General features: G+C 57.0%; 28 protein-coding genes. 12 read left to right on the forward strand and 16 right to left on the reverse strand.

Features of this window, described 5'->3' with window-relative positions; all coding sequences use genetic code 11:
* Positions 1-3 precede the first annotated feature (3 nt).
* Genes AC2FHW_RS09750 through lpxK form a run of 4 tightly spaced genes read left to right on the forward strand, consistent with a single transcriptional unit; the run spans position 4 to position 4,354 of the window.
* On the forward strand, positions 4-1,350 hold the full coding sequence (locus AC2FHW_RS09750) for a TldD/PmbA family protein (RefSeq protein WP_281973058.1): 1,347 nt from the start codon (positions 4-6) through the stop codon (positions 1,348-1,350).
* The gene (locus tag AC2FHW_RS09755; protein WP_281973057.1) at positions 1,337-2,137 is read left to right on the forward strand and encodes an inositol monophosphatase family protein; all 801 of its coding nucleotides are present in this window, start codon (positions 1,337-1,339) and stop codon (positions 2,135-2,137) included. The genes AC2FHW_RS09750 and AC2FHW_RS09755 overlap by 14 nt, the downstream gene beginning before the upstream one ends.
* Positions 2,134-3,369, forward strand: coding sequence for a 3-deoxy-D-manno-octulosonic acid transferase (locus tag AC2FHW_RS09760; protein WP_496821842.1), 1,236 nt, complete (start codon positions 2,134-2,136; stop codon positions 3,367-3,369). Before AC2FHW_RS09755 ends, AC2FHW_RS09760 begins: the two co-directional genes overlap by 4 nt.
* Complete coding sequence (gene lpxK, locus AC2FHW_RS09765; protein WP_271949638.1) at positions 3,356-4,354, forward strand: tetraacyldisaccharide 4'-kinase; 999 nt, start codon at positions 3,356-3,358, stop codon at positions 4,352-4,354. Before AC2FHW_RS09760 ends, lpxK begins: the two co-directional genes overlap by 14 nt.
* A gap of 36 nt (positions 4,355-4,390) precedes the next feature.
* On the opposite strand, the gene AC2FHW_RS09770 is transcribed toward lpxK, so the two are convergent.
* Both AC2FHW_RS09770 and AC2FHW_RS09775 read right to left on the reverse strand, forming a co-directional pair.
* The gene (locus AC2FHW_RS09770) at positions 4,391-5,053 is read right to left on the reverse strand and encodes a DsbA family protein (protein WP_271949636.1); all 663 of its coding nucleotides are present in this window, start codon (positions 5,051-5,053) and stop codon (positions 4,391-4,393) included.
* A 14-nt stretch (positions 5,054-5,067) separates the two neighbouring features.
* Positions 5,068-5,574 (reverse strand): DUF721 domain-containing protein, encoded by a 507-nt coding sequence (locus AC2FHW_RS09775; protein ID WP_142637130.1) that lies wholly within the window; start codon positions 5,572-5,574, stop codon positions 5,068-5,070.
* A gap of 81 nt (positions 5,575-5,655) precedes the next feature.
* On the opposite strand from AC2FHW_RS09775, the gene mutY reads away from it, so the two are divergent.
* Positions 5,656-6,711 carry an A/G-specific adenine glycosylase gene (mutY, locus tag AC2FHW_RS09780; RefSeq protein ID WP_271949633.1) on the forward strand — a complete coding sequence of 352 codons (1,056 nt, stop codon included), beginning with the start codon at positions 5,656-5,658 and terminating at the stop codon, positions 6,709-6,711.
* A 58-nt stretch (positions 6,712-6,769) separates the two neighbouring features.
* The gene (locus AC2FHW_RS09785) at positions 6,770-7,906 is read left to right on the forward strand and encodes an alkane 1-monooxygenase (RefSeq protein WP_496677844.1); all 1,137 of its coding nucleotides are present in this window, start codon (positions 6,770-6,772) and stop codon (positions 7,904-7,906) included.
* Positions 7,907-7,990: 84 nt separating this feature from the next.
* Here the strand turns inward: AC2FHW_RS09785 and AC2FHW_RS09790 are convergent, their stop codons facing one another.
* From AC2FHW_RS09790 to AC2FHW_RS09805, 4 genes are all read right to left on the reverse strand, one after another.
* A complete protein-coding gene (locus tag AC2FHW_RS09790) occupies positions 7,991-9,373 on the reverse strand; it encodes an adenylate/guanylate cyclase domain-containing protein (protein ID WP_496821844.1) in 1,383 nt (460 codons plus the stop codon).
* Positions 9,374-9,519: 146 nt separating this feature from the next.
* Positions 9,520-10,623, reverse strand: a complete 1,104-nt coding sequence (locus AC2FHW_RS09795) for a site-specific DNA-methyltransferase (protein WP_496692537.1) — start codon at positions 10,621-10,623, stop codon at positions 9,520-9,522.
* 106 nt (positions 10,624-10,729) lie between these two features.
* Positions 10,730-11,347 carry a ribonuclease HII gene (rnhB, locus tag AC2FHW_RS09800; protein ID WP_496692538.1) on the reverse strand — a complete coding sequence of 206 codons (618 nt, stop codon included), beginning with the start codon at positions 11,345-11,347 and terminating at the stop codon, positions 10,730-10,732.
* A 109-nt stretch (positions 11,348-11,456) separates the two neighbouring features.
* Positions 11,457-11,945 carry a hypothetical protein gene (locus AC2FHW_RS09805; RefSeq protein WP_142637143.1) on the reverse strand — a complete coding sequence of 163 codons (489 nt, stop codon included), beginning with the start codon at positions 11,943-11,945 and terminating at the stop codon, positions 11,457-11,459.
* 175 nt (positions 11,946-12,120) lie between these two features.
* Between AC2FHW_RS09805 and AC2FHW_RS09810 the strand changes: the two genes are divergently transcribed.
* From AC2FHW_RS09810 to AC2FHW_RS09820, 3 genes are all read left to right on the forward strand, one after another.
* Positions 12,121-12,408 (forward strand): hypothetical protein, encoded by a 288-nt coding sequence (locus AC2FHW_RS09810; RefSeq protein ID WP_142637145.1) that lies wholly within the window; start codon positions 12,121-12,123, stop codon positions 12,406-12,408.
* Entirely contained in the window at positions 12,380-13,081 is a 702-nt protein-coding gene (locus AC2FHW_RS09815; protein ID WP_142637147.1) for a winged helix-turn-helix domain-containing protein, read from the forward strand. The genes AC2FHW_RS09810 and AC2FHW_RS09815 overlap by 29 nt, the downstream gene beginning before the upstream one ends.
* An 82-nt stretch (positions 13,082-13,163) precedes the next feature.
* Positions 13,164-14,735, forward strand: a complete 1,572-nt coding sequence (locus tag AC2FHW_RS09820) for a DUF427 domain-containing protein (RefSeq protein WP_496821847.1) — start codon at positions 13,164-13,166, stop codon at positions 14,733-14,735.
* 49 nt (positions 14,736-14,784) lie between these two features.
* Here AC2FHW_RS09820 and AC2FHW_RS09825 read toward each other — a convergent pair whose 3' ends face one another.
* From AC2FHW_RS09825 to AC2FHW_RS09850, 6 genes are all read right to left on the reverse strand, one after another.
* Positions 14,785-15,576, reverse strand: coding sequence for a DUF1217 domain-containing protein (locus AC2FHW_RS09825; RefSeq protein WP_271949615.1), 792 nt, complete (start codon positions 15,574-15,576; stop codon positions 14,785-14,787).
* The gene (gene flbT / locus AC2FHW_RS09830; RefSeq protein ID WP_271949613.1) at positions 15,573-15,974 is read right to left on the reverse strand and encodes a flagellar biosynthesis repressor FlbT; all 402 of its coding nucleotides are present in this window, start codon (positions 15,972-15,974) and stop codon (positions 15,573-15,575) included. The genes AC2FHW_RS09825 and flbT overlap by 4 nt, the downstream gene beginning before the upstream one ends.
* The gene (gene flaF, locus AC2FHW_RS09835; protein WP_271949611.1) at positions 15,974-16,348 is read right to left on the reverse strand and encodes a flagellar biosynthesis regulator FlaF; all 375 of its coding nucleotides are present in this window, start codon (positions 16,346-16,348) and stop codon (positions 15,974-15,976) included. The genes flbT and flaF overlap by 1 nt, the downstream gene beginning before the upstream one ends.
* Positions 16,349-16,425: 77 nt before the next feature.
* Entirely contained in the window at positions 16,426-17,673 is a 1,248-nt protein-coding gene (locus AC2FHW_RS09840) for a flagellin N-terminal helical domain-containing protein (protein ID WP_271949609.1), read from the reverse strand.
* A 209-nt stretch (positions 17,674-17,882) separates the two neighbouring features.
* The gene (locus AC2FHW_RS09845) at positions 17,883-18,242 is read right to left on the reverse strand and encodes a flagellar biosynthesis protein FlgN (protein WP_271949607.1); all 360 of its coding nucleotides are present in this window, start codon (positions 18,240-18,242) and stop codon (positions 17,883-17,885) included.
* Positions 18,235-18,507, reverse strand: coding sequence for a rod-binding protein (locus tag AC2FHW_RS09850; protein WP_142637161.1), 273 nt, complete (start codon positions 18,505-18,507; stop codon positions 18,235-18,237). Before AC2FHW_RS09850 ends, AC2FHW_RS09845 begins: the two co-directional genes overlap by 8 nt.
* A 112-nt stretch (positions 18,508-18,619) precedes the next feature.
* On the opposite strand from AC2FHW_RS09850, the gene AC2FHW_RS09855 reads away from it, so the two are divergent.
* Genes AC2FHW_RS09855 through AC2FHW_RS09865 form a run of 3 tightly spaced genes read left to right on the forward strand, consistent with a single transcriptional unit; the run spans position 18,620 to position 21,423 of the window.
* Entirely contained in the window at positions 18,620-19,831 is a 1,212-nt protein-coding gene (locus tag AC2FHW_RS09855) for a flagellar hook-length control protein FliK (RefSeq protein WP_271949603.1), read from the forward strand.
* Between the two features lie 2 nt (positions 19,832-19,833).
* Positions 19,834-20,499: a flagellar hook capping FlgD N-terminal domain-containing protein gene (locus AC2FHW_RS09860; RefSeq protein ID WP_496677849.1), complete on the forward strand. Its 666-nt coding sequence runs from the start codon at positions 19,834-19,836 to the stop codon at positions 20,497-20,499.
* 54 nt (positions 20,500-20,553) lie between these two features.
* The gene (locus tag AC2FHW_RS09865) at positions 20,554-21,423 is read left to right on the forward strand and encodes a phosphotransferase family protein (RefSeq protein WP_496677850.1); all 870 of its coding nucleotides are present in this window, start codon (positions 20,554-20,556) and stop codon (positions 21,421-21,423) included.
* A gap of 3 nt (positions 21,424-21,426) precedes the next feature.
* Here AC2FHW_RS09865 and AC2FHW_RS09870 read toward each other — a convergent pair whose 3' ends face one another.
* The 4 genes from AC2FHW_RS09870 to AC2FHW_RS09885 are packed head-to-tail and all read right to left on the reverse strand — an operon-like array spanning position 21,427 to position 25,557.
* Positions 21,427-22,728: an NAD(P)/FAD-dependent oxidoreductase gene (locus AC2FHW_RS09870; protein ID WP_496708042.1), complete on the reverse strand. Its 1,302-nt coding sequence runs from the start codon at positions 22,726-22,728 to the stop codon at positions 21,427-21,429.
* Positions 22,725-23,543: an ABC transporter permease gene (locus AC2FHW_RS09875; RefSeq protein WP_142637169.1), complete on the reverse strand. Its 819-nt coding sequence runs from the start codon at positions 23,541-23,543 to the stop codon at positions 22,725-22,727. Before AC2FHW_RS09875 ends, AC2FHW_RS09870 begins: the two co-directional genes overlap by 4 nt.
* Positions 23,540-24,430 (reverse strand): ABC transporter permease subunit, encoded by an 891-nt coding sequence (locus AC2FHW_RS09880; RefSeq protein ID WP_142637171.1) that lies wholly within the window; start codon positions 24,428-24,430, stop codon positions 23,540-23,542. The genes AC2FHW_RS09875 and AC2FHW_RS09880 overlap by 4 nt, the downstream gene beginning before the upstream one ends.
* Positions 24,430-25,557, reverse strand: a complete 1,128-nt coding sequence (locus AC2FHW_RS09885) for an ABC transporter ATP-binding protein (protein WP_142637173.1) — start codon at positions 25,555-25,557, stop codon at positions 24,430-24,432. The genes AC2FHW_RS09880 and AC2FHW_RS09885 overlap by 1 nt, the downstream gene beginning before the upstream one ends.
* Positions 25,558-25,570 lie beyond the last annotated feature (13 nt).

Below are 25,570 nucleotides of genomic sequence, written 5' to 3' on the forward strand. Positions count from 1 at the left end.
CAGATGATGCGCACACCCGAAGAGATCAGCCAACACCTGCTGGATGCGGCTCGTAAGGCCGGGGCCGAGGCCGCGGATGCCATTGTGCTGGACGAGTCTTCGGTCTCGGTCGAGGTACGCTCCGGTGCGCTTGAGGCCGCCGAACGGTCCGAGGGTACCGATCTGGGGCTGCGGGTGTTTCTGGGCCAAAGACAGGCCATCGTCTCTAGTTCCGACAGCCGGTCCGAAACTCTGACAGCCATGGCCGAACGCGCCGTCGCTATGGCCCGCGAAGCCCCCGAAGACCCGTTTACCGGCCTGGCGAATGAGGCTCAGTTGATCCGGGATTGGGACATTCAGGCACTGGAACTGTGCGATCCCGCGCCGGAGCCCACAGCTGAAGATCTTCTGAATGATGCGCTGGCGGCGGAATCTGCGGCGCTGGCGGTTGAAGGCGTCTCACAGGTTTCGGACGCGGCGGCCGCCTATGGTACCCATCGGGTGCATCTGGCAGCCACAAACGGCTTTTCCGGCGGGTACGAGCGCAGCAGCCGGTCAACCTCCTGCGTAGCGATCTCGGGCCAGGGTACCGGGATGGAGCGCGATTATGACGGCGACAGCCGCACATTCCAAAACGATTTGCGCAGCCCGGACCAGATTGGTCGGACCGCAGGCGAACGTGCTGTGGCGCAGGTTGGCGCGCGCAAGCCTGCAACAGGCGTCTATCCGGTTCTGTTCGATGAACGGATTTCATCTTCGTTGATCGGGCATCTTCTGGGCGCCAGCAACGGTATCTCCATCGCGCGCGGCTCGTCCTGGTTGTCGGATTGTCTTGGACAACAGGTTCTGCCGGAACATCTTTCGCTGATCGAAGACCCACATCGCCCGCGCATGTCAGGGTCGCGCCCCTTTGATGCCGAAGGCCTGCCCACACAACACCGGGCGATCATCGAAAACGGTGTATTGACGGGCTGGACATTGGACCTGGCCAGCGCACGAAAACTCAAGATGTCCTCGACAGGAAATGCTACGCGGGGCGTGTCTGGGCCTCCGTCGCCAAGCAACTGGAACCTCAGCCTGACACAGGGCGAGCGCAGCCGTGCAGAGCTGCTGCGCGATATGGGCACCGGACTGTTGGTAACGTCAATGATCGGATCGACCATCAACCCCAATACCGGGGATTATTCCCGTGGTGCCTCGGGGTTTTGGATCGAGAATGGCGAGATTACCCACCCGGTCAACGAATGCACCATCGCCGGGAACCTGCGCGATATGCTGCTGCGGATCATTCCGGCCAATGACGCCCGCCCCTATTTGTCGCGTGTGGTCCCATCGTTGCTGATCGAGGGAATGACACTTGCCGGCAACTGACCTACCCCTGCTGATTGACGCCGCGCGCGAGTCTGGAAAGATCGCAACACGGTATTCCGGGGCAAAAGCACAACGCTGGGATAAGCCCGATGGTGCAGGCCCGGTAACCGAGGCTGATCTGGCCGTGAACGCGATGCTCGAACAGCGCTTGCCCTCTGCGCGACCGGGTTACGGCTGGCTCAGCGAAGAGACCGAGGACACCCAGCATCGCCTGTCCCGGGACCGGGTTTTTATCATTGACCCGATCGACGGCACCCGCAGCTTCACCGAAGGTTCCTCGACCTGGGCGCATTCCCTGGCTGTGGCGGAACATGGTCAGGTGACGGCGGCGGTTATTTACCTGCCCTTGCGTGACCTGTTGTATGCGGCGGCCAAGGGCCAAGGGGCCACACTAAACGGCGCGCCGATTGTCGTATCGGACACCCAAGACATCACGACGGCCGAGATCCTGGCCGCGAAACCCAATCTGGACAGCCGGCACTGGTGTCAGGGCCGGGTTCCTCAATTCCGTCGAAACTATCGCCCGTCGCTTGCCTATCGGTTGGCATTGGTCGGGCAGGGTCGCTTTGACGGAATGTTGACACTGCGCCCCAGCTGGGAATGGGACATCGCGGCAGGGGATTTGATCGTCCAAGAGGCAGGTGGCATATGTACGGACCGGCTTGGCGCCCCACTGCGCTTTAACAACCCACATCCGCGCCTGAATGGTGTCATCGCGGCAAACCCGCCATTGCACCGGCAACTGGCGGATCAGATTGACCCAGACAGTGCGGGCATTGCGCCATGAGCAAACCGCGATCCCTTAGTCTGGCGGCCTATCGCGTGCTTTCGTGGGGCGTACCCGGCAACGGGGACCAACCCTATGTGCCCCGACCATCAGGAGATCTGATCTGGATTCACATTGCCAATCCGGGTCGCCTTCACGCGATGATGGATTTCTGCCACAGACTGCTGCAGTCGCGCCTGGGCCTGTCGGTTGTCCTGTCGGCCCCACCCGAAGCGGACCTGAGTCAGTGGGACTGCGCGAAATACATACTTGTGAACCTACCTTCGGAACAAACCGGCGCCGCGCGGGTGTTTCTGGACCATTGGCGCCCGAATATTGGCATTTGGGTTGGCGGCGGGCTGATGCCCAATGTGATTACCCGTGCCCACGAGCGCGAAGTGCCGTTGATCCTGATCGAAGCTGAAATCGACCTGAACACCGCGCGTGGGACCCGGTGGCTGCCCGATATCAGCCGGTACACTCTCGATTGCTTTCAACGAATTCTGGCTACCAGCAACGAAACGGCCCGGCAGATCCGCAAACTGGGAATCGCCTTCACCAAGGTCAGCGAGGCGCCTCCTCTGCTGATAAGTCCGAACCCTTCTCCGTGGCCCGAAGACGAACTGATCGAAACCAATCACGCCTTTTCAAGCAGACCCATCTGGCTTGCGGCCTGGGTGAAGGATAAAGAGTTCATCTCGGTCCTCAGCGCCCACCGTCAGGCCATGCGGATGCTGCCCCGGTTGACCCTAATCCTGCATGTCGCCGACATACAGGAAGCCGCCCCACTGCACAGGCGGCTCGAAGCCATGGACTTGCGCTGCATCAACTGGGACGATGGCGGCATGATTGAAGATACCACACAGATCGTCTTGTCCTCGGACCCAGAGGATTTGGGCTTGTGGTACCGTGTTTCGGCAGTGTCCTTTATCGGCAACTCGCTCGAACGGGGCGACGGGGGACAGGATCCGTTTGGTGCGACCGCCCTGGGATCGGCTGTCATACATGGCCCGCATGTTGACCAGCATCAGACAGCCTACGATCAGCTGGACCAGGCAGGCGCCGCTTTGACGGTCAGAACCGCAACCGAACTTGGGGATGCCGTGGTAGAATTACTTGCGCCTGACCGCGCGGCGGATATGGCTTTGGCAGGCTGGCAGATCGTGACCGTCGGCGCGCCGCAATCAGATCAGCTGATCGAACTGGTACAGGACTATCTGGACGAACGGAGCACCGACGATGCGGGCACCTGACTTTTGGAATACCGCTCCGGATCAGTTGGACCTCAGAGCCCGGCTGCTATCCCCGTTAGGACAGGTTTATGCGGCGGCGACAGCCCGCAGACTGGCCTCGGAAACAGGTTTCAACCCAGGCGTCCCCGTTATCTGCATTGGAAACCTGAATGCAGGCGGGACCGGCAAAACGCCAACCGTGATCTGGATGATCGAACAGCTGCGGGGCGCGTGGCATCAGACCCATGTTGTCACCCGAGGCCACGGCGGCGCACTGACAGGACCTGTGCGCGTCGATCCTGGCAAACATACGGCGGCAGAAGTCGGGGATGAACCGCTGCTGCTGGCCGCATTTGCGGATGTCTGGGTGGCCAAGGACCGCGCCGCGGGCGCAAAAGCCGCAGCCCAGGCCGGGGCAACCGTAATCCTGTTGGATGACGGGTTTCAGAACCCCTCGGTCGCCAAGGATTTCTCGGTCATCGTGGTGGATGCCGAGCGGGGGTTCGGCAACGGATTGTGCCTGCCTGCGGGTCCACTGCGGGAACCGGTCGATGTGGGGCAGCAACGGGCCGATCTGGTGCTGTCGCTGGGCGGCACAGACGCGCAGACACAGTTCGCCGCCCGCTGGGGGGGAAATCTGACGGTTCCACATGCGACCGGTGCGGTCGAACCGCTGCAGACAGGAATGGATTGGACGGACACGCCGGTTCTCGCCTTTGCCGGTATCGGCCATCCGGAGAAGTTCTTTGCCACCCTGCGCCAACAGGGCGCCAAATTGCTGCGGGCCGAAGCGCTGGACGATCACCAGCCCCTGACACCGGCCCTGATGACACGGCTAGAGAATGAAGCGCACCTGCTCGGCGCTCAGATGGTCACGACGGAAAAAGATGCGGTCCGCCTGCCAGCCGCCTTTCGCAGCAAAGTCATCACCCTGCCCGTCCGGCTGAATATGGACGAGGGCGACCGGGTCAAACAGTTGCTACTGCAGGTCGCGCCTTCGCCCTGAAGGCGACCGGCCCTGACAGGCCGGTCGTGTTTGGATTTAGCTGCCCAGTTCGGCGTCGATCAGCTTTTTGAATTCTTCGTAAGACTGATTGTCGACCTTCTTGCCGTTCACAATAAAGGATGGGGTTGCTCTGATGTCGTCGCGCTCGGCGTTTTCCTGATACCAGGCCACCAACGTCTGCGCACGCGTTCCGTCCTGCAGGCAGGCATCAAGCTGGTCGTTGCTGATTCCGGCCAAACGTCCGATCTTGCGCAGCTCGTCCACGATTTCCGCAGGTCCTCCGGCGCGAGTCCATTTGGACTGATCCTTGTAGATCAGATCAGAAATGCCGAAGAACTTCTCGGGGCCGCCGCAGCGCGCGACCATCGAGGCCCAAAGTCCGTATTTGTCAAAATACACCTCACGGTAGGTGAATTTGACCTTGCCGGTGTCGATATAGTTCTTCTTCAGCTCTTTATACGTCCCCTGATGGAAGGTCGCGCAATGGGGGCAGGTGTAGGACGCATATTCGACGATCTCGACCGGCGCATCCGCCGAGCCCTGAACCATTTCGATGATGGTCGAGGTATCCAGATCGGTCTGTTGTGCCTCGGCGCTGCCAACCAGCGGGTTGGACGGAGTAGAATTCGACTGCGTCAGCCAATAGCCGCCTGCGGCTATGGCGATGGCGGCGCAGATTCCGGTTGCAATACGGCTCATGAATCAGCCCTTTCTCAGCATTTTTGCTTGGATAAAACGTTACGGCCCAGACGTTCAAGGGCTGCGCGCAGATCGCCATCATGGACACCCTGCGCGGCCCGGTCTGCCTCGGCTATGATTTCTGGTTTGATTGTGGGTTTCGCCTGTTTCGGCTTGTGGTCGAAACTGGCCTGCCCCTCGGCAAATCCTGTCGGAGCTGTCTGGGTGATGCGCACCCGGCTGATGGCATTATAGCCATAAACCGCATTCACCTTGCCGCGCAGCTGTTCCTTTTGCATCTCAAGCATCGGCGCCTGCGGACCGGTGGTCAGCACCGTCAGCGTGGCCCCCATACCGCCCTTGCCATAGCCCACTTTCACCGGCCGCGCGATCGAGGCCACATCCTGCCCCACGATCTCGGCCCAATGGGTCAATAGACGAGAGACGGCGAATCCCCGGCTTTCCCCGGCGCGCCTGATCTGGCCGTTCAGCAATGTCGCAGTACGTTTAAAGCCGCGTGTCGAAGAACGTCTGGGCTGCATCTGGTTTCCAACTCCTGTCTCTCTATTGTAAAGGGCAGAACACCGGGCGCCAGCGAAACCCGACAAGGAGATATGTAAAACTTGCGTGACACCCACGAAATTGACTTCAGCGATGAGTTGCTGGCCTGGTACGACCGCAATGCCCGTGAAATGCCATGGCGCATTAGTCCTGCCGATAGGTCTTCCGGAATGCGTCCTGACCCCTATCGGGTTTGGCTGTCTGAAGTCATGCTACAGCAGACAACTGTGGCAGCGGTGCGCGACTATTTCCTGCGGTTCACATCTCGGTGGCCGACAGTTGAATCACTGGCCGCAGCGCCTGACGAGCAGGTCATGGGGGAATGGGCCGGTCTGGGATATTATGCCCGCGCCCGCAATCTGCTGAAATGCGCGCGCGTTGTGGTTGAAAGCCATGATGGCTGTTTTCCCGACTCACACGATGAGCTGCTGAACCTGCCGGGCATAGGCCCGTATACAGCCGCCGCGATTGCAGCCATTGCCTTTGATCGTCCGGAAACCGTGTTGGACGGCAATGTCGAACGTGTCATGGCCCGCCTATACGACATTCACGATCCGCTGCCGGGGTCAAAACCACAACTCAAGCAACGGGCAGCTGCATTGACCCCAGCGGTGCGTCCGGGCGACTATGCACAGGCCGTGATGGATCTGGGTGCGACTGTCTGCACCCCAAGATCCCCGGCATGCGGGATATGTCCAATGCGCACGCGTTGCCGCTCCCACGCGGCGGGTACCCAGGCCGATCTGCCCCGCAAAACACCGAAAAAGCCAAAACCCACACGTTATGGCCATGTCTACATCACCCAGACAGCGGACGGGGCGATGTTGCTTGAACGCCGCCCAGACAAAGGGCTTTTGGGCGGTATGCTGGGATGGCCGGGATCCGAATGGTCCGATGCGCCGTCTGACACCGCGCCGTTTGCGGCGGACTGGCGCGTTCTACCGGGCGAAGTGCGCCACACGTTCACGCATTTCCACCTGATCCTGCAGGTTTGGGCAACCTCTTTACCGCCCGGTGCGGCACCGGAGGACATGATCTTGCTTGATAAACATGCCTTTCGGCCCAGCGATCTGCCGACGGTCATGCGCAAGGCATTTGACCTCTGGCGCAACCAGTAACACATTATGCTGAAACACGACCTACGGATAGTCTGTCCCGCGTCGACCGGAGCTTTTGATGATCGCATCTGAAACATTGACTCGCTGGCAATCCACCCTTCCATTCTGGGTCTCGTTTTTGCTGATTCCATTGATTTGGGCCACGGCCTTTGTGGGTGGCTGGTGGGTCTTGCTGGTGCCGCTTTCAACATGGTGGATATTTGCCGCGCTGGATCAGCTCACCGGGCTCGACCTCGAAAATGCGGACCCAGATACGCCGGACAGCATGTTGCGCTGGTATATCCTGCTGACCAAAGCCTGGGTTCCGGTACAGTTCCTGACCCTTTACGGGCTGCTTTGGTATGTGACGCACAGCTCTCACCTGTCTTCACCAGAAAAGATCGGCCTGTTCTTTGGCATGGGTGTGATCTCGGGGACGATTGGAATCAACTACAGCCACGAACTGATGCACCAGAAGGGCCGACTGGAGCGCGGGCTTGGCGACATCCTGCTGGCCATGGTCTTGTACTCGCACTTCCGGTCCGAACATTTGCTGGTTCACCACCGCTATGTCGGAACCCCGCGCGATCCGGTAACAGCACGATACAACGAAGGCTTTCATCGCTTCTATCCGCGTGTTCTGTGGCAATGCCTGGCCTCCGCCTTTCATGCCGAGCGCGAGAAACTGGCGCGCAAGAACCAACCCTGGACTGACCGCGCAAACCCGTTCTGGCGGTATTGGATGTTACAGTGTGGTATGCTGACCCTGGCAGGTTTGATTGGAGGATGGTCCGGCCTTGTCCTGTTCCTGATTCAGGCCGGCGTCGCCATCTGGCAGCTTGAACTGGTGAACTATGTCGAACATTACGGGCTGACCCGAAAATATCTGGGCCAGGGGAAATACGAACACGTCCTGCCCTGTCATTCGTGGAACGCGTCGCAAAAAGCGTCGAACTGGCTGCTGATCAATCTACAGCGCCACTCGGACCATCACTACAAACCCAACCGTCGATTTCCACTGCTTCAACATCACGATCAGAACACCGCACCACAACTGCCCTACGGATACCCAGTGATGACGATCGCCGCGATGATCCCACCGCTCTGGCGGCGTGTCATGAACCCCCGTGTGCGGGATTGGCGGCGCCGGTACTACCCCGAAGTCACAGACTGGCAACCCTACAACAAGTCACAAAACCCGATGCCAGGGTCCTGACCGCAGCGTGCCTCGGCGCGCTGCCCGGCCCAACGACTGGCCCTGCGTCTTTGATGCATGGTCCATCGACGAGAGAGCCTTAAGCTACATCACCCAGATATCCATCGGGTATTCAACACCGCGCACAGGGTGGCCCTTGTTTTCGGTAAATTCGGCTGTCAGTTCGGAGGCACTGCTCCCTTCCTGCTCAAGCTGCAGGCGCACCGCATCACTCAGCACGATCCGGGCCTGCAGCTCGCGGGTCATTGCCTCAAGTTTCGCAGCGACATTTACCGCATCACCGATCACAGCAAATTCCAGACGGTTGGCGCCAATATCCCCCAGAACAACCGAGCCATAATGGACACCGATGCCAACATGAATCTCGGGCTCTCCGGCACGTCTACGTTCTATGTTCCACCGGTCAATCACAGTCACCATGCCGCGCGCGCAGGATACCGCGTTGGTCGCATCCAACGGTGTCGTCACCGGGGTCCCGAAAGTTGCCATAAGACCATCGCCCAAGTACTTGTCCAATGTCCCATGATGGCGGAACACTTCGGCCTCCATCCTGGCGTGAAATCCACGCAGCACCTCGATCACGTCATAAGGATCACGACCCGCCGCATATTTGGTGAACCCCACAATATCGATGAAGAGCACTGCGACATTCTCTTTTCGCACCTGTTTGAGCGGATCATCATTTTGGCTCAGTTCCTCCACCACATTTGGTGAGAAATATCGCGACAGGTTCGCTCGTTCCCGTTCCAACCCAGCATTGGTCATCAGCAAATGATTGAGTCGCCGCATCGACACGCCCAGCGTCACCGCCACCATCAGGAACACAATCACTTGCTGTATTCGGTCGTGAACCTCAAAGCTGTTTGGATCCAACATCTCGGCTACATCCGGATACCCCTGCAAGGCCTCGGCCACTTTCTCACTTATGCCGGGAATCGGAAACGCAACCCACCAGGCGATCACCCATCCGGTAGTCCAGATTATTGCAGTCCATGTGCCTATGGCAATCACCGTGCGCCAGGAATAGGCCATGGTTCCTGCTGCAAGAATGACGAAGAAATACTGAAAGTTGTCAAACCGGAATTGCATTGCCAATGGGCGCACATCATCGCTGAACGGGTTGGGAATGATCATTCCCAAAGTCATAATCAAAAGGTCAACAAAGATTAGTAGCAACTCTGTCCGAGATTGCCCTACACGGCCTGCCCGTCGGATCATCCAACCATTTGCGCAAATCAGCAAAAGGATGAAATGATACCAAAGGACCTCCCAATGCGGGTTCAGGTATATCAGCAAAAGGCCAGTCAGACCCATTGCGATCCAGCGGGCCCGGACAGCAAGCTCCAGCCCCTCGCGCTTGTGCCGTTCCAGCGCAGCTTCGGTGTATTTATTCTCGAATTCTACTTCGTTCGGGCGGGTGAAAAAGAACCGCCTAGCCCGAGGTTCGCTGGCTGCTGTGTCCGACATTGCGAAAGCTCCTACACTGCGCCGATTGCTTCATTAGGCTCATATCGGAACTCATCAGGGAAAGAAACAAAAGACCCCGCCGTTGATCGGCGGGGCAAGGCTTAGTGCCTTGTGTCAGGCCACAGGCACCGGCGGTATTGGTGAAATCAGTTGTGCATCTCGGACCGGATTTGCTGACGCAAGACGTCGATCGGCACGGTTTTGCCGTCGCGCTTGAAGCACCAGTAAGTCCAGCCATTGCACGAGGGCGCATTCTCAAGATGGGCACCGACCTGATGGATCGAACCCTTGATGTTTTGCCCCACAAGCGTGCCATCGGCGCGGACCTTGGCCTTGTGACGCTGGTTCATGGAATAGAGTTCCTCGCCCGGGCGTAGCATGCCTCGTTCGACCAACTGGCCAAAGGGCACGCGTGGCTCGGCGCGTTTGCTGGCGCTGACCTCCAGCGCCTCGCGGTCGAATTTACGCACTTTCGCGATGCGCTTTTCAGCCACTTGGCGATAACTTTCTTCGCGCTCGATCCCGATGAATTCGCGACCCAGCATCTTGGCCACGGCCCCCGTAGTCCCGGTGCCAAAGAACGGGTCCAGAATAACGTCACCCGGATTGGTTGATCCAACCAGCACGCGGTGCAGCAATGATTCCGGTTTCTGCGTCGGATGCGCCTTGTCGCCGTTTTCATCCTTGAGCCGTTCATGGCCAGTGCAGATCGGCAGCACCCAGTCGCTGCGCATCTGGACGCCTTCGTTCAACGCTTTCAGTGCCTCATAGTTGAAGGTGTATTTCGCCCCTTCACGCTTGGAGGCCCAGATCATTGTCTCATGCGCATTGGTGAACCGCTTGCCACGGAAATTCGGCATCGGGTTCGATTTGCGCCAAACTACATCGTTGAGGATCCAATACCCTGCATCCTGCAACGCAGACCCAACGCGGAAAATGTTGTGATACGATCCAATCACCCAGATGGCGCCATTGGGCTTCAGCAGACGATGGGCCGCCTTCAGCCATTCCCGCGTGAACTGGTCGTAGACGCCAAAGCTGGAAAACTGGTCCCAGTGATCATCGACTGCATCCACTTGGCTGTTATCGGGGCGGTGCAGTTGCCCTTTCAACTGCAGGTTATATGGGGGATCGGCAAAAATCAGGTCAACCGATGCCTCGGGAAGACTGTTCATCACTTCGATGCAGTCCCCGGATAGAATCGTGTTTACAGGGAGCGCTGTCGCGCCCTTTTTGGTGGTCGTTGTCATATCGCTGCCTCAAGTTCCACGGCGCTTATGCGCTCATTTGGTTGAGACAAGGATGAGTCAAAGACGATTCGCCGTCAATTTCTTTTTTGAATCAGCGGCTTACGATTTACTCTTGATACAACATATTGTGGACGGGCTTGAACGAAACTCTATGGTGAGGGGTCACACCAAGATTTCGCAGCGCATCCTTGTGTTGTTTTGACGGATAACCGGCATTTGTCTCCCAGCCGTACCCCGGATGCTGTTGCGCCAAATCCACCATCAGTTGATCGCGCCAGTTTTTGGCAAGGATCGAAGCTGCGGCGATCGACACGGAATGGGCATCGCCTTTGACCACTGCCTGTGCCGGAATGGCCAGTCCGCGCGGAATCATATTTCCGTCGATCAACAGATAATCAGGGGGGGGATCCAGCGCCGCCACCGCGCGCTCCATTGCCAGATGCGAGGCACGCAAGATGTTGTGCTCATCAATCTCGGCCACCGAAGCCTCGGCCACCGCGAATTCGGCGCAGCCACGCAGGGCAGTATCCAATGCGGCCCGGCGCTTGGCCGAGAGTTTCTTTGAATCGTTCAGACCTTGGGGAATTTCCGCGGGGTTCAGGACCACCGCCGCCGCCACAACAGGACCGGCCAGCGGACCTCGGCCAACCTCATCGACACCGGCAATCCGCAGATATCCCTGCGCAAGAGCGGCTTTTTCAATCTCATAATCTGGTGTGGTCATGTTTTGGGAAAATCCTGTTTTCCCCCATTGCGCAAGAAAAAAGAGAGGACAGCAATCGCTGCCCTCTCCGACGTGATGCTTCTAAGGCACCACTCCTGCTCGAACCGTATTACTTGTAAACGACGCGGTATCCCTGTTGGCGCAGGCAGGCGGGTTCATAGGCCCGCTTGACCTTATTGCCATTCCAGAAACCGACCTTGCACTTTTTGGGCAGGCTATTGGCGTATTTGTAGTGCTTATCCAGGCAGCGCGTCCCCAGAAGCGGGCGCTTTTTGCCATAGCCCTTGAAGGTTTCCAGGCACCTTTGCGGCAGACTATAGCGCGCAACGCGCTCGGGCAAGGGACGGATATGGTTCGGCCGATGCCTGGGGGTCCTCTGGATGTGCTGTTTGGGGGCCTGATACACGTGGTTGTAGTTGCGGGTAACCTTTTTGCTGTCGCCTTGCTTGTCAAAATGATGGATGGCAGCGCCAATCAAGGCAATCGCCGCCAGCCCGCCAAGAATATCTTCTGCATCAGCGGCACGGGCCTGGGATGCAGAAACGCCGGTAATTGCGACTGCAGAGGCAATGATCAGAGCGATGAATTTCTTATGCATGGTGCTGTCCTTTCGGGTACTCGGTGGACGTGATGACAGTCCGTAAATTCGATGACCCGACATTGGGGATGTCCCCTTCAGACAAGCAATAACGCCGTTTTGTTATCTGATATCAGACCGCGAAACCCCTTTGCGTTATTGAATATCAACCAAAGCCATGCGCAGGATGCGGCCTATGAAACAGATCCTCTCTTCTCTGGCCATCGGGGCCCTGATATCGCTTGGTTCCATGGCGTCAGCAGCGGACTGCTATGCCGATTACAAGGCCAAGCAGGACAATCCGTTGCGCCTGCATTATGGCGTCATGCAGGTTTCGTCCTGCGGCAAAGGAAAAGCCAAAAAAGAGGTCGCGCAACGGCTGCGCGGCTCGGGCTGGACCCTGCTGAACGTCATGTCCGTTTTTGGACCGGAAGGGTTGGATAAAAGGAAGGCCAATGCCGGAAAATTCTATCTCCGTTACTGAGGCACGGCGCTCGGGCGTCAGGTTGGTTGGCGCGGGCATCACGGTAATCGTTGTCATACTTGTGGCCTCTGCCGCCTTTCTGTTCTGGACATTGCCAGATGCAAACGCGTTCAATGCCCGCGTCGAACGTCTGTTCGTCGAGAGTGATCTGACCTCGCAGACCGAGATTCGCCTACTCGAGATTCTGGCCCAGTCCGGCACTGCCTTTGCCGATACATTGTCCAGTTACCGCATGGTTATCTTTGTTTTGCTGGTTTTCGCCACTGCAATGCTGATTGCTGCGCTGGTGTTTCTGGTCATGCTGGTGCTGTTGAACCGACGCATGGCACAGATTGAGCGCACTGGGATTCAGGTCACTTCACTTTTGATCAGCCGGGAAGAGAATACCGTCTATCTCAATAACATGGATTTCAAACTGACAGCGTCGGCGATGGAAACCCTGTCAGTTCTTGCCGAATCCAGGTTGGATGACGAGGTTCTATCCGGCATTCAGATCGAGGCGATGATTTCCGGCAAAAGCACAGCTGATTGTGACGAGGCTGCTGGCGCGACGCGGATCAAGCGCCTGCGCGATGCTTTGGGCAATCAGATGGTCAGCGAGTTGCTGGTCAAGAACATTGCTAAAAAAGGCTATATGTTGTCGATCGAAAAAGACGTCATTCAGATGATTTGATATTGGGAAAATCCTGCTCTGCCCCTTGGAAAACACGGATCAAACGCCCATCCTATAAAGACCCGTGCCGGGGAGGATGATTATGAACGTTCACGTGACTCCAAATATCAAAGGCTATGGGATCTCGGTCGAACCACTTGTCGGCCGTATCGCAATCTACCGGGATGAGATCCTTCTGGCTGAAAGCTTTGATGCCAAGGTAATGTACGAAACTCGGTTGCCGCCGATGATCTACATCCCCCGTCAGGATGTACATGTCGATCTCAGCGATGAGACCGAACTTCAGACATTCTGCCCGTTCAAAGGCACCGCCACTTACCACGATGTCGTTCTGGCGGATCAACGATTGGCCAACTCCGTCTGGGCTTACGAGAACGCCCTGCCCGAAAGCGCCGCGATCCAGGGCCATATCGGCTTTATGCCCACCGCATATACGCGGATTGAGCTGGGTGAAAACAACCTGCGCAACCCGGAAGACGGCAATATCAGCGGGCCGCTGATTGATTGGCTGATGCGGGGGGCCAGTGATCTCAGCACGCCCGAAGCATTCACCAAAGCGCTGGCCGAGAAGATGCTGGAACATGGAATTGCCATTCAGCGCCTCAGTATCCTTGCCTGGTCCCTACATCCGCTGATCGCGGGCAAACACTATATTTGGGAAAAGGATGAGGCCGAGATTTCGACCAATGTGCCCACCTATGAAATCCACGACCACCCCGCCTATATCAACAGCCCTCTGCGCCACGTGTCCAACGGTATGGGCGGCGTGCGCCAAAGGCTGAATGACGAGAACCCTCAGCACAGCTTTCCAATCATGGAAGACCTGCGCGCCAAAGGGGCGACTGACTATGTCGCGATGCCCCTGCCATTTTCCGACGGGCGCACCAATGTCTTGACGCTGACCTGCGATCACCCCGACGGGTTCACAACGGCCAATCTGGGGCTGGTGTTCGAATGCTCCTCGGTGATTGCCCGGTTCTACGAAGTCTTCATGCAGCGCGAAAACGCCCAGGTATTGCTGGAAACCTATGTCGGAAAGCGGACCGGCGCGCGTGTCCTGGGCGGAGAAATCCGTCGTGGCGACGGGGATGAGATTGATGCAGCCATCATGTTCTGCGACCTGCGCAATTCTACCCTGTTAGAAGAAAAGCTGGGCCGCGCCGCCTATATCAACCTGCTGAATGACTTCTTTGAAACGGTCTCGGGCATCGTCGACGAAAACGGTGGTGAAGTTCTAAAATTCATCGGGGACGCTGTTCTTGCTGTATTCCCGGCAGGCGAAGATTCTACCTTAGCCCGCAAAAACGCGCAGCGATCAGCAGTTGGAATCGTTGAAAGGCTTGGAGACCTGCGCAAGTCCGGGTCGGACATGCATTGCGACTGTTCGATTGGTGTCGCTTATGGGCGCGTAACTTACGGCAATATCGGGTCGCGCGAACGGTTAGACTTCACCGTGATCGGACAAGCTGCGAACGTCGCCGCACGGCTTGGGGAATACAGCAAGATCGTGAATCACAGGATCGTTGTTACCAAAGACATCGTGCCGGCCTGTACAGACGCTTTGCCACTTGGAGAGGTCAAGCTGCACAACGTGTCACAACCCGTGTGCTCATACGCGCTCAAAACCTCGGCGGACGCGATTCTGAACGGATAGTCGCGCGAAGTTGCGTTTGATACTCACGCATCTTGCGATAGGGACAGCATTACCCGCCCAGCAGAAGCAACGCGGTTTGGGCCGGGGAAATTGTGCTTTGAAGCTGCGTGATCTGACTGCGCGCAAGGTATCTGTCGGTCAAATCCCCGATCGCCTCTTCATCCGCGAACTGCGCTAAATCGTCAGATCCAGTCAGGTTCGACAACCTATCCTTGAACACCTCAAGCTGCTTGTCGATGTCCAACTGACCAAAGCTTGAAGGCAGCCCAAGCGCCGTCTCCATCATCTTTCGCAACGGCGGAAGGCCCATCAAGTCGAACCATTTCGTGTCACCACTGCTGTCTTGCGATGCCAACTCAGCCAGCGCATGTTGTGCATACAGGGATATGCGCATTGACTCGTCCTGTTCACCCACGGCGACCTCAAAGCGTGAGGTCACGTTGTCCCGGGCAATATCCTCCATAAATGTCGAAAGAATGGTTCTTCGAATTTCGCCAGGGCCCAGTCCAAATGCCTCAGAGAATTCACGGTATCTTTTATCAGATAGGCGATTGGACAATGCATCATCTGCGCTTGTTCCATCTGACAGGATTTTCTGGATGAAATAGCGGTTGTCGATGTCGCTCTCCAGACCAAATGCGCCCAAGGCAACCTGTAGCAGCCGGCGGTCAGAAACCAGATCTTCAGCCGTCTGAACCTTGCCGATGTTTTCCCGGAAATACGTCGCCTCACGCTCATTGACCGACGAAGAGGAAAAGCTGTTCAACTGGCCTTCGTAGGTGCGTTGAAGGAACCGCCAGCCAACAATGCCACCTGAGGGTATGACCGGCTGAAAGGTCATTGCTGGTAGGCCATGAGGCGCTCTTCTCGCGGTAGCAGAGCACGCAGGGATTTAAGGCATTTGTAATACTGCTCGGCCAACAAGGCTTCGGTTGCCTCGGCCAAAACTCTGCGGCTGTCCGCATCCGTAAACACTTGGCTCAACTCTTCCACCCGACGCAGCAGTTGTTGGCGGGCGCTTTCAGCTTCCATGTCTCCAGACAGAACCAGTTGCGTCGCATAGCACACTCTGCGAACGGGTGTGTTCACCTCATCAGGATGTATCGCATCGCGCAAACGCAGGACATTTGCCTGTGGTGTCATGATTGAAAACCGACTTCTACGATCGCCGTTTTCCACAACTACACCATTAATCAGCACGCGTTCTTTTGGTGCTAGCTTCAATACCAAACCCGCCATCAATTCGCACCCATTTGCCGAAGGCCTTTGAGAACGGCCATGTTTATTTCCAGAAGGGGCTCTACCGAAGCCTTATTGCTGAGTATCTGGCTGCTGTGCTGTTCGGTGAACTCAGCTAGATAGAAAATCCGGGCGCGAAGGTCATTCGGCAAGGCGTTATCGGAATCGGCAACCCCGTTTGCCAACACAGACCAAAGCCTCCGGTTTTCATGCAAAGCCTGAACAAACGCTCCAAAGTCGGTTTTGTGCCGCGCGGCCGCAGCCTTCAACCGATGCGTGATCTTGGAAATCGCCTCATATTCCGTATCACGCGGTGTGCGCGTCGGAGCAGCGGTCTGCGCATAGGCGCGTTGTGCAAGAGTTTGCGGTGTCACTTGAAATCCTTCCAAAAGGCCGTCTTACGGCGGTCAAAGCCGGGGCGCGTCTCCACGCCCCGGCCAGGGTCCTGAACTTAGCGGAACAGAGACAGGATCGACTGCGGCGCCTGGTTGGCAATCGACAACGACTGCGTTGCCAGTTGCTGCTGTACCTGCAGGGCCTGCAGACGGGCCGAGGTTTCTTCCATATCAGCGTCAACCAGCGCTCCGATACCGGACTTGAACGAGTCAGAAAGATTCGAGATGAATTCTTTCTGCGTTTCGATCCGGCCCTGAGACGAACCAAACGCCGCAGATGCATCAATGGACGTGTCGATCAAGGTCTCGATAGTACCCAGCGCCGCCTGAGCACCAGCATCTGTCGAAACATCAATCGAAGCCAACGCCCCCAGGCCACCTGCATTGGCATTGGTGAACTGCGCCGAGACAGTAACGTCCCGATCAGCGTCGGCACCAGCCGTCGCAGCACCGGTTACAAATGTCAAAGTGCCCGGGTTGGCCGAGTCATAGTCGATTGCGACACCCGTGATCCCCAGGGAATCGATCTGATTTTTCAGGCCAACGGCAACAATGGCATCCGTATAAGCGGCGTCATATGTTCCAGATGGGTCCAGATCAGCAGCTTGCACCGTGTAGGACGCAACCTTGTCACCAATAGTGATCGAGATCTTGTCACCAGCAGCAAAGTTGTCCGTTGAACTGTCCACCACGATGTCGCCGGTTCCACCAGCTTTGTCCATCGTGAAGCCCGCGGCGTCATTGTCGGTTGTGACGTTGTCCGAGCCGGCCAGAACACCTTTGCTGGCATACCCACCTGTGGACAGGTTCTGCGAGGCCACCGAAATCGAAGATGCGGTTACGTTGCCACTGGAGTCACGATCCAGAGACGACAGGATCGAGGCTGTACCCGCCGACCCGTCAACCAGGTTAAGCCCGTTAAACTGCGCCGCTCCAACCACCGATGCGATCTGATCTTTAAGAGCAGTCACGTCGTCATTGATTTTGCCGCGGTCAACATTGTCTTCCTGTGCCGCAACGATCTTCTCTTTCATCTGGGACAGCAGGTCAGTGACTGTCTCGGACGCGTTCCGGGCCACCGCAACGGTCGATTCACCCAGTGCCAAACTGTCTTTGATGGCGTTGAACCCCTTAACGTCCGACTCCATGACTTTGGAAATCGCCCAGACGGCTGAATTGTCCTTGGCTGTGGCGACGTCTTTACCGGTCGAAATCGCGTTCTGGGTCTGCGCCAGGTTCCTGTTGACCGATTTCAGGGTTTGCAGCGCAACCATTGCGCCGTTGTTTGTCAGAATGCTGGACATAGCTTTCTTCCTTTTCCGTTCGGGCCTTTTGCGCCCTTGCTTACCCCGCAACATGTACGGGCTTTGACGTCTTTCTGATCACTGCGACCCGCCGTCGGGCTTTTCGCGCCATCTGAGTTTCCAGATGCAGGATCACCTTTGACGCCGATCTCCTAACGGAGTGCTAAGACTCGAAAATCAGAAAGCTCGGATTTGATTCAATCCTCGCGCTAGGCCCGCTTTTCCAGCTTTGCGTGACTGCGAACGGTAAAATCGCTGCGTTGCCCATCCGCTCCATAAGTACTGAATTCCTGACGCACTCGGCGCAGTTCAGCCATGCGCCCGGCAACCGCCCGAATCCCTTCGGCCGCATTGTTCAGCAGAGCCTGATTCCGGTCGACTTTCTTTTGAACCCCGATCAGTTCATCACTATCAATCACCTCAAGATCATTGATCGCACCGATCAGCTTTTCCTTTTCCGGGACCATGTGATTCAACCGATCCAGATCCCCGGTCACCAAGGCGTTGCGTTCAAGGTCCAGAACTTCTTCAAGAGATTTGATCAGGTCATGTTCAGACTTGTTAGGCATTGGTATTCTCCATCATGGACTGAAACAGGATTTCGGACAGGCCAACACCGCCGGACCTGGCAAGCTGCAGTGCCTGCTGCTGAACAAGAAACGATGAAAACTGGTCTTCACCCGCACCGCCGCCGAACGAATCTCGGGATTCGCCCAGACCTGCGGACTTAAGCATTTCAGACAGGAACGCCGCCTCAAGCTCTACCGCAGCATCTTTCAGCTTTTGCTCAACAGACAAGGGCTGCGGCGCCGCTGGAATACCAGATAGCTTCATCGCTTTCTCCGAAAATTGCATCGAACTTTCTGGATCAAATATGAAAGCGGTTAAAATAAACGTAACTTCCTGCGGGCAAATTCCTGGTTACGCAAACCGGAGCCGGAGCAAAATGCCCAACCCTCTTATATTGTCCACATCCTCGACCGCCAGCGCCGCAAAATCTGAAACTGCCGCCAAGGGACACCCAATCTCGGAAGGGGCTGACACCTTTGCTGAGGTAATGGAGCAGGAATTGCAGCGTTCCGAAGGTGACAGCTTGAATGAGGACGTGCCCGAACTGACCATTAATGCCGAGGTGCAGGTTGAAGAGGATGTGGTCGAAGAAGACTCTGTTGATCTTGCGACCAGCCTGTCGGGAAAACCTGTAACTGACCCGCCCACCCGCGCGCCGGCGCAGGACGAAGAGATGGCACCTGAGGAAACGCCGGCATCGCTGCCCGAACCTGACAAGGCCGTAATACTCGCAGCGCCAAACAATGCGACCCCCGATCCTCGGGGTGATGCGCTTGGAAACGCGGCGCAACGCGCCCGATCTGAGGTTCCGGCTTTGTTGCAGGCGAAAACCGCTCAGCAAAACCCGGAACACAATCTGACGCAAACCGCTATTGCAAAGGGCTATCGGACCAAGGCGTCGATACCCTCGGATTCTGCGTCCGAAAAACCCGAAGTGCCAGAACCAAAGCTGGTTTCGCGAGATACACCCGATGCGGCTCGGGCTCCCAAAGCCACCGGTTCACCGCCGACAACGCAATCCGTTCCGACATTTGTTCAAATACAACTGATGGCGTCTGCCAAGGTGCAGGACGTTGATTTGGTATCAGACCCGGATGCCGAGGGGATTCTGCCCGCGCGCGAAAGCCAGCCATTTTCAACGGCACGAGATACGTCAGCAAGCCATCAGCACTTTTTAACCTCAGCACGGGCAGAAACGGCGCGGGCAATCGCGGGGCAGATGGCCGCTGCGATACATGCAAGACCACAATCCGGCACGATTGAACTGACCTTGAATCCGGAAGAGCTGGGCAAGATCTCAATCGTCATGAATGGCCGGGATGACGGGTTGCAGATGACGATCGCAGCCGAGCGGCCGGAAACTCTGGAAATGATGAGGCGACATCTTTCGGTTCTTGAGGCTGAGTTCAAAAACCTCGGGCTTGGCGATCTGTCTTTCAATCTGGGTGGTTCGTCAGACGGCCAGTCCGAAAGCGCGGATAGACACGCGGAGTCCGGTCTGAATACAACCCAGACCGAAATGGATCAGGCCAGCGAGCCGGTCTTAACCCGGATCGGCCATAGTGGCCGCGTTGATATGAGGCTTTGAGCATGATCACGCCCACACAGAATACAGGCGCTACCGCCACACAGACCCAATCTTCGGCGCAATCTGGAACATCCGGCCTGGCCTCGGATTTTGAAACCTTCCTTCTGATGCTGACCGCCCAGGCCCGCAACCAAGACCCGCTGGAGCCGCTGGATTCATCAGAATACGCCTCGCAACTGGCTCAGTTCTCGATGGTCGAGCAGCAAGTTCAGACCAACGATCTGCTCTCAGCGCTTGCCTATTCGCTTGGCAGTGTAAACCTTGAAGAGCTTGCCAGCTGGGTCGGGATGGATGTGCGAACCGCCTCTGCCTTTCATTTCGACGGTTCACCAGAAACGCTGTATGCGCAGGCCGACCCCGGGGCGGACAGCGCCTTTATGGTGATCCGCAACGACTCGGACGAGGTCGTTGAACGCATCGCTGTTTCTACGACGGAATCCGAGTTTGTCTGGGCCGGAACCGATGACGATGCCGCCCCGTTACCGGCAGGAAATTATACCGCAACGATGGAAAGTTATGACGGCGATGAGCTGCTGTCTGAACGCATCGCCTCAGCGTATAATCAGGTGCTCGAGGCGCAGGTCGGCACTGATGCAGTGTTGCTGACGCTCGCTGGCGGAGAGGTGGTGCCAGCAGGAATAGTCACTGCGGTGCGAACAGGAGCTTGATCTACGGTTAACGACAGGCGAAACCAAGGCAATGCCCGACTCGTTGACTGATTGGTGATCTCCCTGCCTCAAATACCGTCCCCACCGCGCGACCTTGTTGCTCAACTTGTCAGGCTCGGATTTGCCAGCGCTGGGGCACAGTTCGAAACTCTGTATGGTGGCAGGACAAACCGGGTGTGGAAGGTGCTGGGCGACGACAGTGATCAGGTATTGAAACTGTACCGCTCGGACCTGGAAAACCCATTGTTTCGCAACGATCCCGCATTGGAAGCCGCCTGTCTGCGGGCACTGGCTTCTTCTGGGGTTGTGCCGCGATTGCGGGCAACGGGACAACATGACAACGGATATTGGGTGTTCTACGACCACGCACAGGGCACCCCCTGGCGGTCTGACCCGGCCCCAGTGGCCCGGTTGCTGCACCGCCTGCATTCGCTCAACCTAAACATAGAGAACGCACCCACCGGTAAAAACGGTAGCGCAGATCTGGCCGAACATAGTCAAAGCATTCTGGCGATGTGCACATCGGATCGACGGGCTCAGCTGGAAAAGATGCAACCACAGCATCATATTTTGCGGTCGGATCATACTTGCCTGATTCACGGCGACCCGGTGGCGGGAAACATCCTCGTCGCATCCTCTGGTCTGACGCTGATTGACTGGCAATGCCCAGCCGTTGGTGATCCTTGCGAGGACCTTGCGCTGTTCCTGTCACCCGCCATGCAATATCTTTACAGAGGTGCGGTTTTGACCGTTGACGAGCAAAAGTCCTTTCTTTCAGCGTATGACCGGCAGGAAACCGTAAACCGCTACCGGTCTTTACGCCGCTGGTACGGGTGGAGGATGGCAGCCTACTGCCTATGGCGCGCAGAACATGGGGCACCGGATTATGAACAAGGGCTCGAGCTGGAACTGGCCGCTTTGTGAATGTCAGAGGTCGGCCAGTGCCATTAACGCATAGGCTGGCGGCATCAGCGCCCGCCGCCAGGACCCAAGTGGAAAACGCCGCGGGGGTCGGGCCATTGGCTCAGGCAATTCCGCATCCTGTCCAAGCACCATGCGACTAAGCGCCCGCCCACAATAGGTACCCATCGCGACACCGTTTCCATGATAGGCCAGCCCGGCAAACATCCCATTCTGACCCGGAACGGGCCCTGCGAACGGCGTCAGATCCTGGGTAAGGCACACCATCCCTGACCACATATTGGTCACGTCCACATCGGCCCATGCCGGAAACATGGCCTTGAAATCACGCTGCACCTTTTGCCGGATCGCAGCCTCGGCCTTAGGTGATGAGCGCAGGCCACCGCGCATCCCAAACAGAAACCGCCGATCCGGCATAAGACGAAAATAGTGCAGAAGATTTCGTGTATCGTAAGACATCTGATCCGAGGTCCAGCCCTGCGCCGACACCTCAGCCTCGGTCAATGGGCGGGTCACCAGAACGGTTGATTGCGCTGGCATATAGCGCCCAGACAGCCATTCAGGCATGTTTTCACTGGAATATCCGTTGGTGCAGATCAGTACATTCGACGCTTTGATCCGCCCTGACCCGGTTCGAACATCAAAGCTCGCGCTGGTTTTGGTAATGTCTCTGGCCATGGTTTTCTGAAAAAATCGGGCCCCAACGGAAGCGGCCGCATTTGCAATGCCGAACAGGTATTTCCGGGGGTTCAGACCAAATCCGACCGGCACGCTATAGCCCCCGAAAAAATCCCCACCCAACCCGAGCCCGGGCAGGTCGGCTGCCTCATGCAAGCAGCCCCCGTCATCCGCAGAGCGTCGCAATTTCTCCATGGCGCGGGCGGTGTGGGCCAGGGCGGTCTCGCCCTTGGAATGAACGTCCGCTTCGATCTGATGCGCCTCAAGCAGGTCGGCGACAAGATTGACCGCATCCACTTCGGCCTGGGCAAAGCTTTCGGCCCCCTCGACCCCATATCGCCGAGCCATGCCACGATCGCTCAGCTTTGACCCACCTCGGCAGCAAAACCCACCATTGCGACCCGAGGCACCCCACCCCGGCGTCTCCGCCTCGAGAACTGCGACGGATAGGCCTGCCTGCCCCAGGAAAAGCGCGGCTGTAACACCTGTGAACCCGCCGCCGATGATGGCGACATCCACGCTCAGATCATCCTGCAACACCGGCCAGTCCGGTGCTGCGATAGTTTCATCCCACCAGCACCCTGATCGCGGTCCAGATCCATAGGTGAACTCAGGGAACAGGCGTTTCATTCCGCACGCACTGCCGCCATCTCATCCTGTTTCTGCCGGACCATCGCGCGCTTGGTGACCAAAGATGCTGCTATGACACCGACCGTCACGACCGCAATCATGATCGTGGATAGCGCATTGATTTCTGGGCTGACGCCCAACCGCACAGCTGAGAAAATCTTGATCGGCAGAGTCGTGGCTGACGGGCCCGATGTGAATGATGCGATCACCAGATCATCCAGCGACAGCGTAAAAGCCAATAGCCAGCCTGAAATCACCGCCGGGGCGATGATCGGCAGGGTGACAAGACGGAAGGCTTGTGCGGGTGAGCACCCAAGATCCAACGCTGCCTCTTCCAGAGACTGATCAAACGTGACCAGACGTGAGGATACAACAACCGACACGAAGCACATTGAAAAGGTCGTATGTGCCAGCACGATGGTCAAAATACCCCGGTCCAGTCCAATTCCGATGAACAGCAGCAAAAGCGACAGGCCAGTGATCACTTCGGGCATCACAAGAGGCGCATAGATCATGCCCGAAAACAGAGTCCGGCCAAAGAACCGCCCACCGCGTACCAGCACATAGGCCGCCGCCGTACCCAGAATGGTAGCCAGGGTCGACGAGAATACTGCAACCCGCAAGGTGACCCAGGCAGCATCAAGAAACGCTTCGTTCTGGACCAACTCACCATACCATTTGGTCGAAAATCCAGCCCAAACCGTGACCAGTTTGCTTTCGTTAAAAGAGAAGATGATCAAAATGAGCATCGGGATATAGAGAAACGCGAAACCAAGCGTCAACGAGACGACGTTGAACCAGCTTAACCTGTTCATTGCTCAGCCTCCGTCTGTTTCTGCTGGTTGCGCTGGAACAGCACGATGGGAATCACAAGGATCAGCAACAGCACAACTGCCACGGCACCGGCCACCGGCCAGTCGCGGTTCGAGAAGAACTCCTCCCACAATACTTTGCCGATCATCAATGTCCCGGATCCTCCGAGCAATGATGGGATCACAAATTCGCCGATCACCGGAATCATCACCAGGAAACAACCCGCGATGATACCCGGGCGTGACAAGGGGATCGTTATCAGCCAGAAGGCCTGAATACGCGAACAGCCCAAATCCTCTGCGGCCTCGATCAGCGACTCGTCCATTCGTTCAAGCGCGGAATAGATCGGCAGAATCATGAAGGGCAGATAGGTATAGACGATACCGATATAGACAGCTGTGTTGGTGTTCAGAATGGTCAGCGGGGTCGAGATGATGCCCGTCCACAGCAGCAGTTGGTTCAGGTAACCTTCGTTGCTGAGAATACCCATCCAAGCATAGACCCGGATCAGGAACGACGTCCAGAACGGCAGGATTACCAGCATCATCAACGTCGGGCGCCACTCAGCTGGTGCGCGGGCCATGCCATACGCGATAGGATACCCCACCAGCAAAGTCAGTATGGTTGAAATCAACGCGATTTTGACGCTGGACAGGTAAGCTTTCCAATACAGGTCATCTTCGGTTAGCCAGACGAAATTCTCAAAATCCAGCTGGCTGAAGAAATCCCTGAGCCCGGCCCAGCCCTGAGATAAATCCAGTGTCGGCGTGTAAGGCGGGATGGCCAGTTCCGTGTCCGAAAGCGAGATTTTCAGAACGATGAAAAATGGCACCAGAAACAGCGCCAAAAGCCAGACATACGGGACGGCGATCAGAAGGGCGCGGCGCATCAATCCGCCAACAGAACCGCGGCGGTGGCTGTCCAGGACAGCCAGACCGGGTCTTCCCATGTAAAGGAACGACGCGAAATGCGACGGGTATTTGCCGTCTGCGCCTTGATAATCGTGCCGTTATTCAGTTCGACGTGATAAGTGGACAGATTGCCCAGATAGGCAATGTCAAGCACCTTGCCCTGCACTGCGTTGATTGCATCCGCAGGACGATCAACCGAGATCGTCACCTTCTCGGGGCGGATCGCCAGATGACATAGCTGGCCGTTCGAAAACTCTGTGGTCGAGGACGCAGTCAAAGGTGCCTGACCTTCAGCCCAGTCAATCTGATAGGTCTCATCGGCGCTTGCCGTGGCTCGGCCCTGGATGATGTTCACGTCGCCAATGAAATCGGCCACATAGACCGAACTGGGATTCTCATAAATCCGGTCGGGTGTCGCCACTTGTATCAGATTACCCTGATCCATTACCGCAACCCGGCTGGCCACGGTCATCGCCTCTTCCTGATCATGGGTCACGATCACAAAGGTGGTGCCGGTCTTTTCCTGAATATCCATCAACTCGAATTGCGTATCCTGTCGCAGTTTCTTATCCAGCGCCCCCAAAGGTTCGTCCAGCAACAGCAGCTTTGGCGCTTTGGCCAGGGATCGCGCAAGCGCCACGCGCTGACGCTGACCACCCGAGATCTGGTGCGGTTTGCGACGGGCGAATTGTTCAAGCCGGGTCAGGCGCAACATCTCTTCGACACGATCCATAAGATCATGCTTAGGCATATTGTCCCGACGCAGACCAAAGGCGATGTTTTCCCAGATAGATAGATGCGGAAACAGCGCGTAGGATTGGAACATCATGTTCACAGCCCGTTTGTTCGGCGGAATGGGATCTATATCCTGCCCGCCCAGCAGAATATGCCCTTCGGTCGGTTTTTCAAACCCGGCCAACATTCGCATCATCGTGGTCTTGCCGCAGCCCGAGGGCCCTAGCAGAGCAAAGAATTCTTTCTCAAATATATCCAAGGACAGATTGTCGATGGCCGTGAACTCACCAAACCGTTTGGTGACATTCTGGAACTGGATCAGAGGTTTCGCCTGTGGGTCTTCCCACGGCACAAAAACAGTAGAGTTCAAAACGGCCCCCGTT

Source organism: Ruegeria sp. YTSA108, assembly GCF_059610185.1.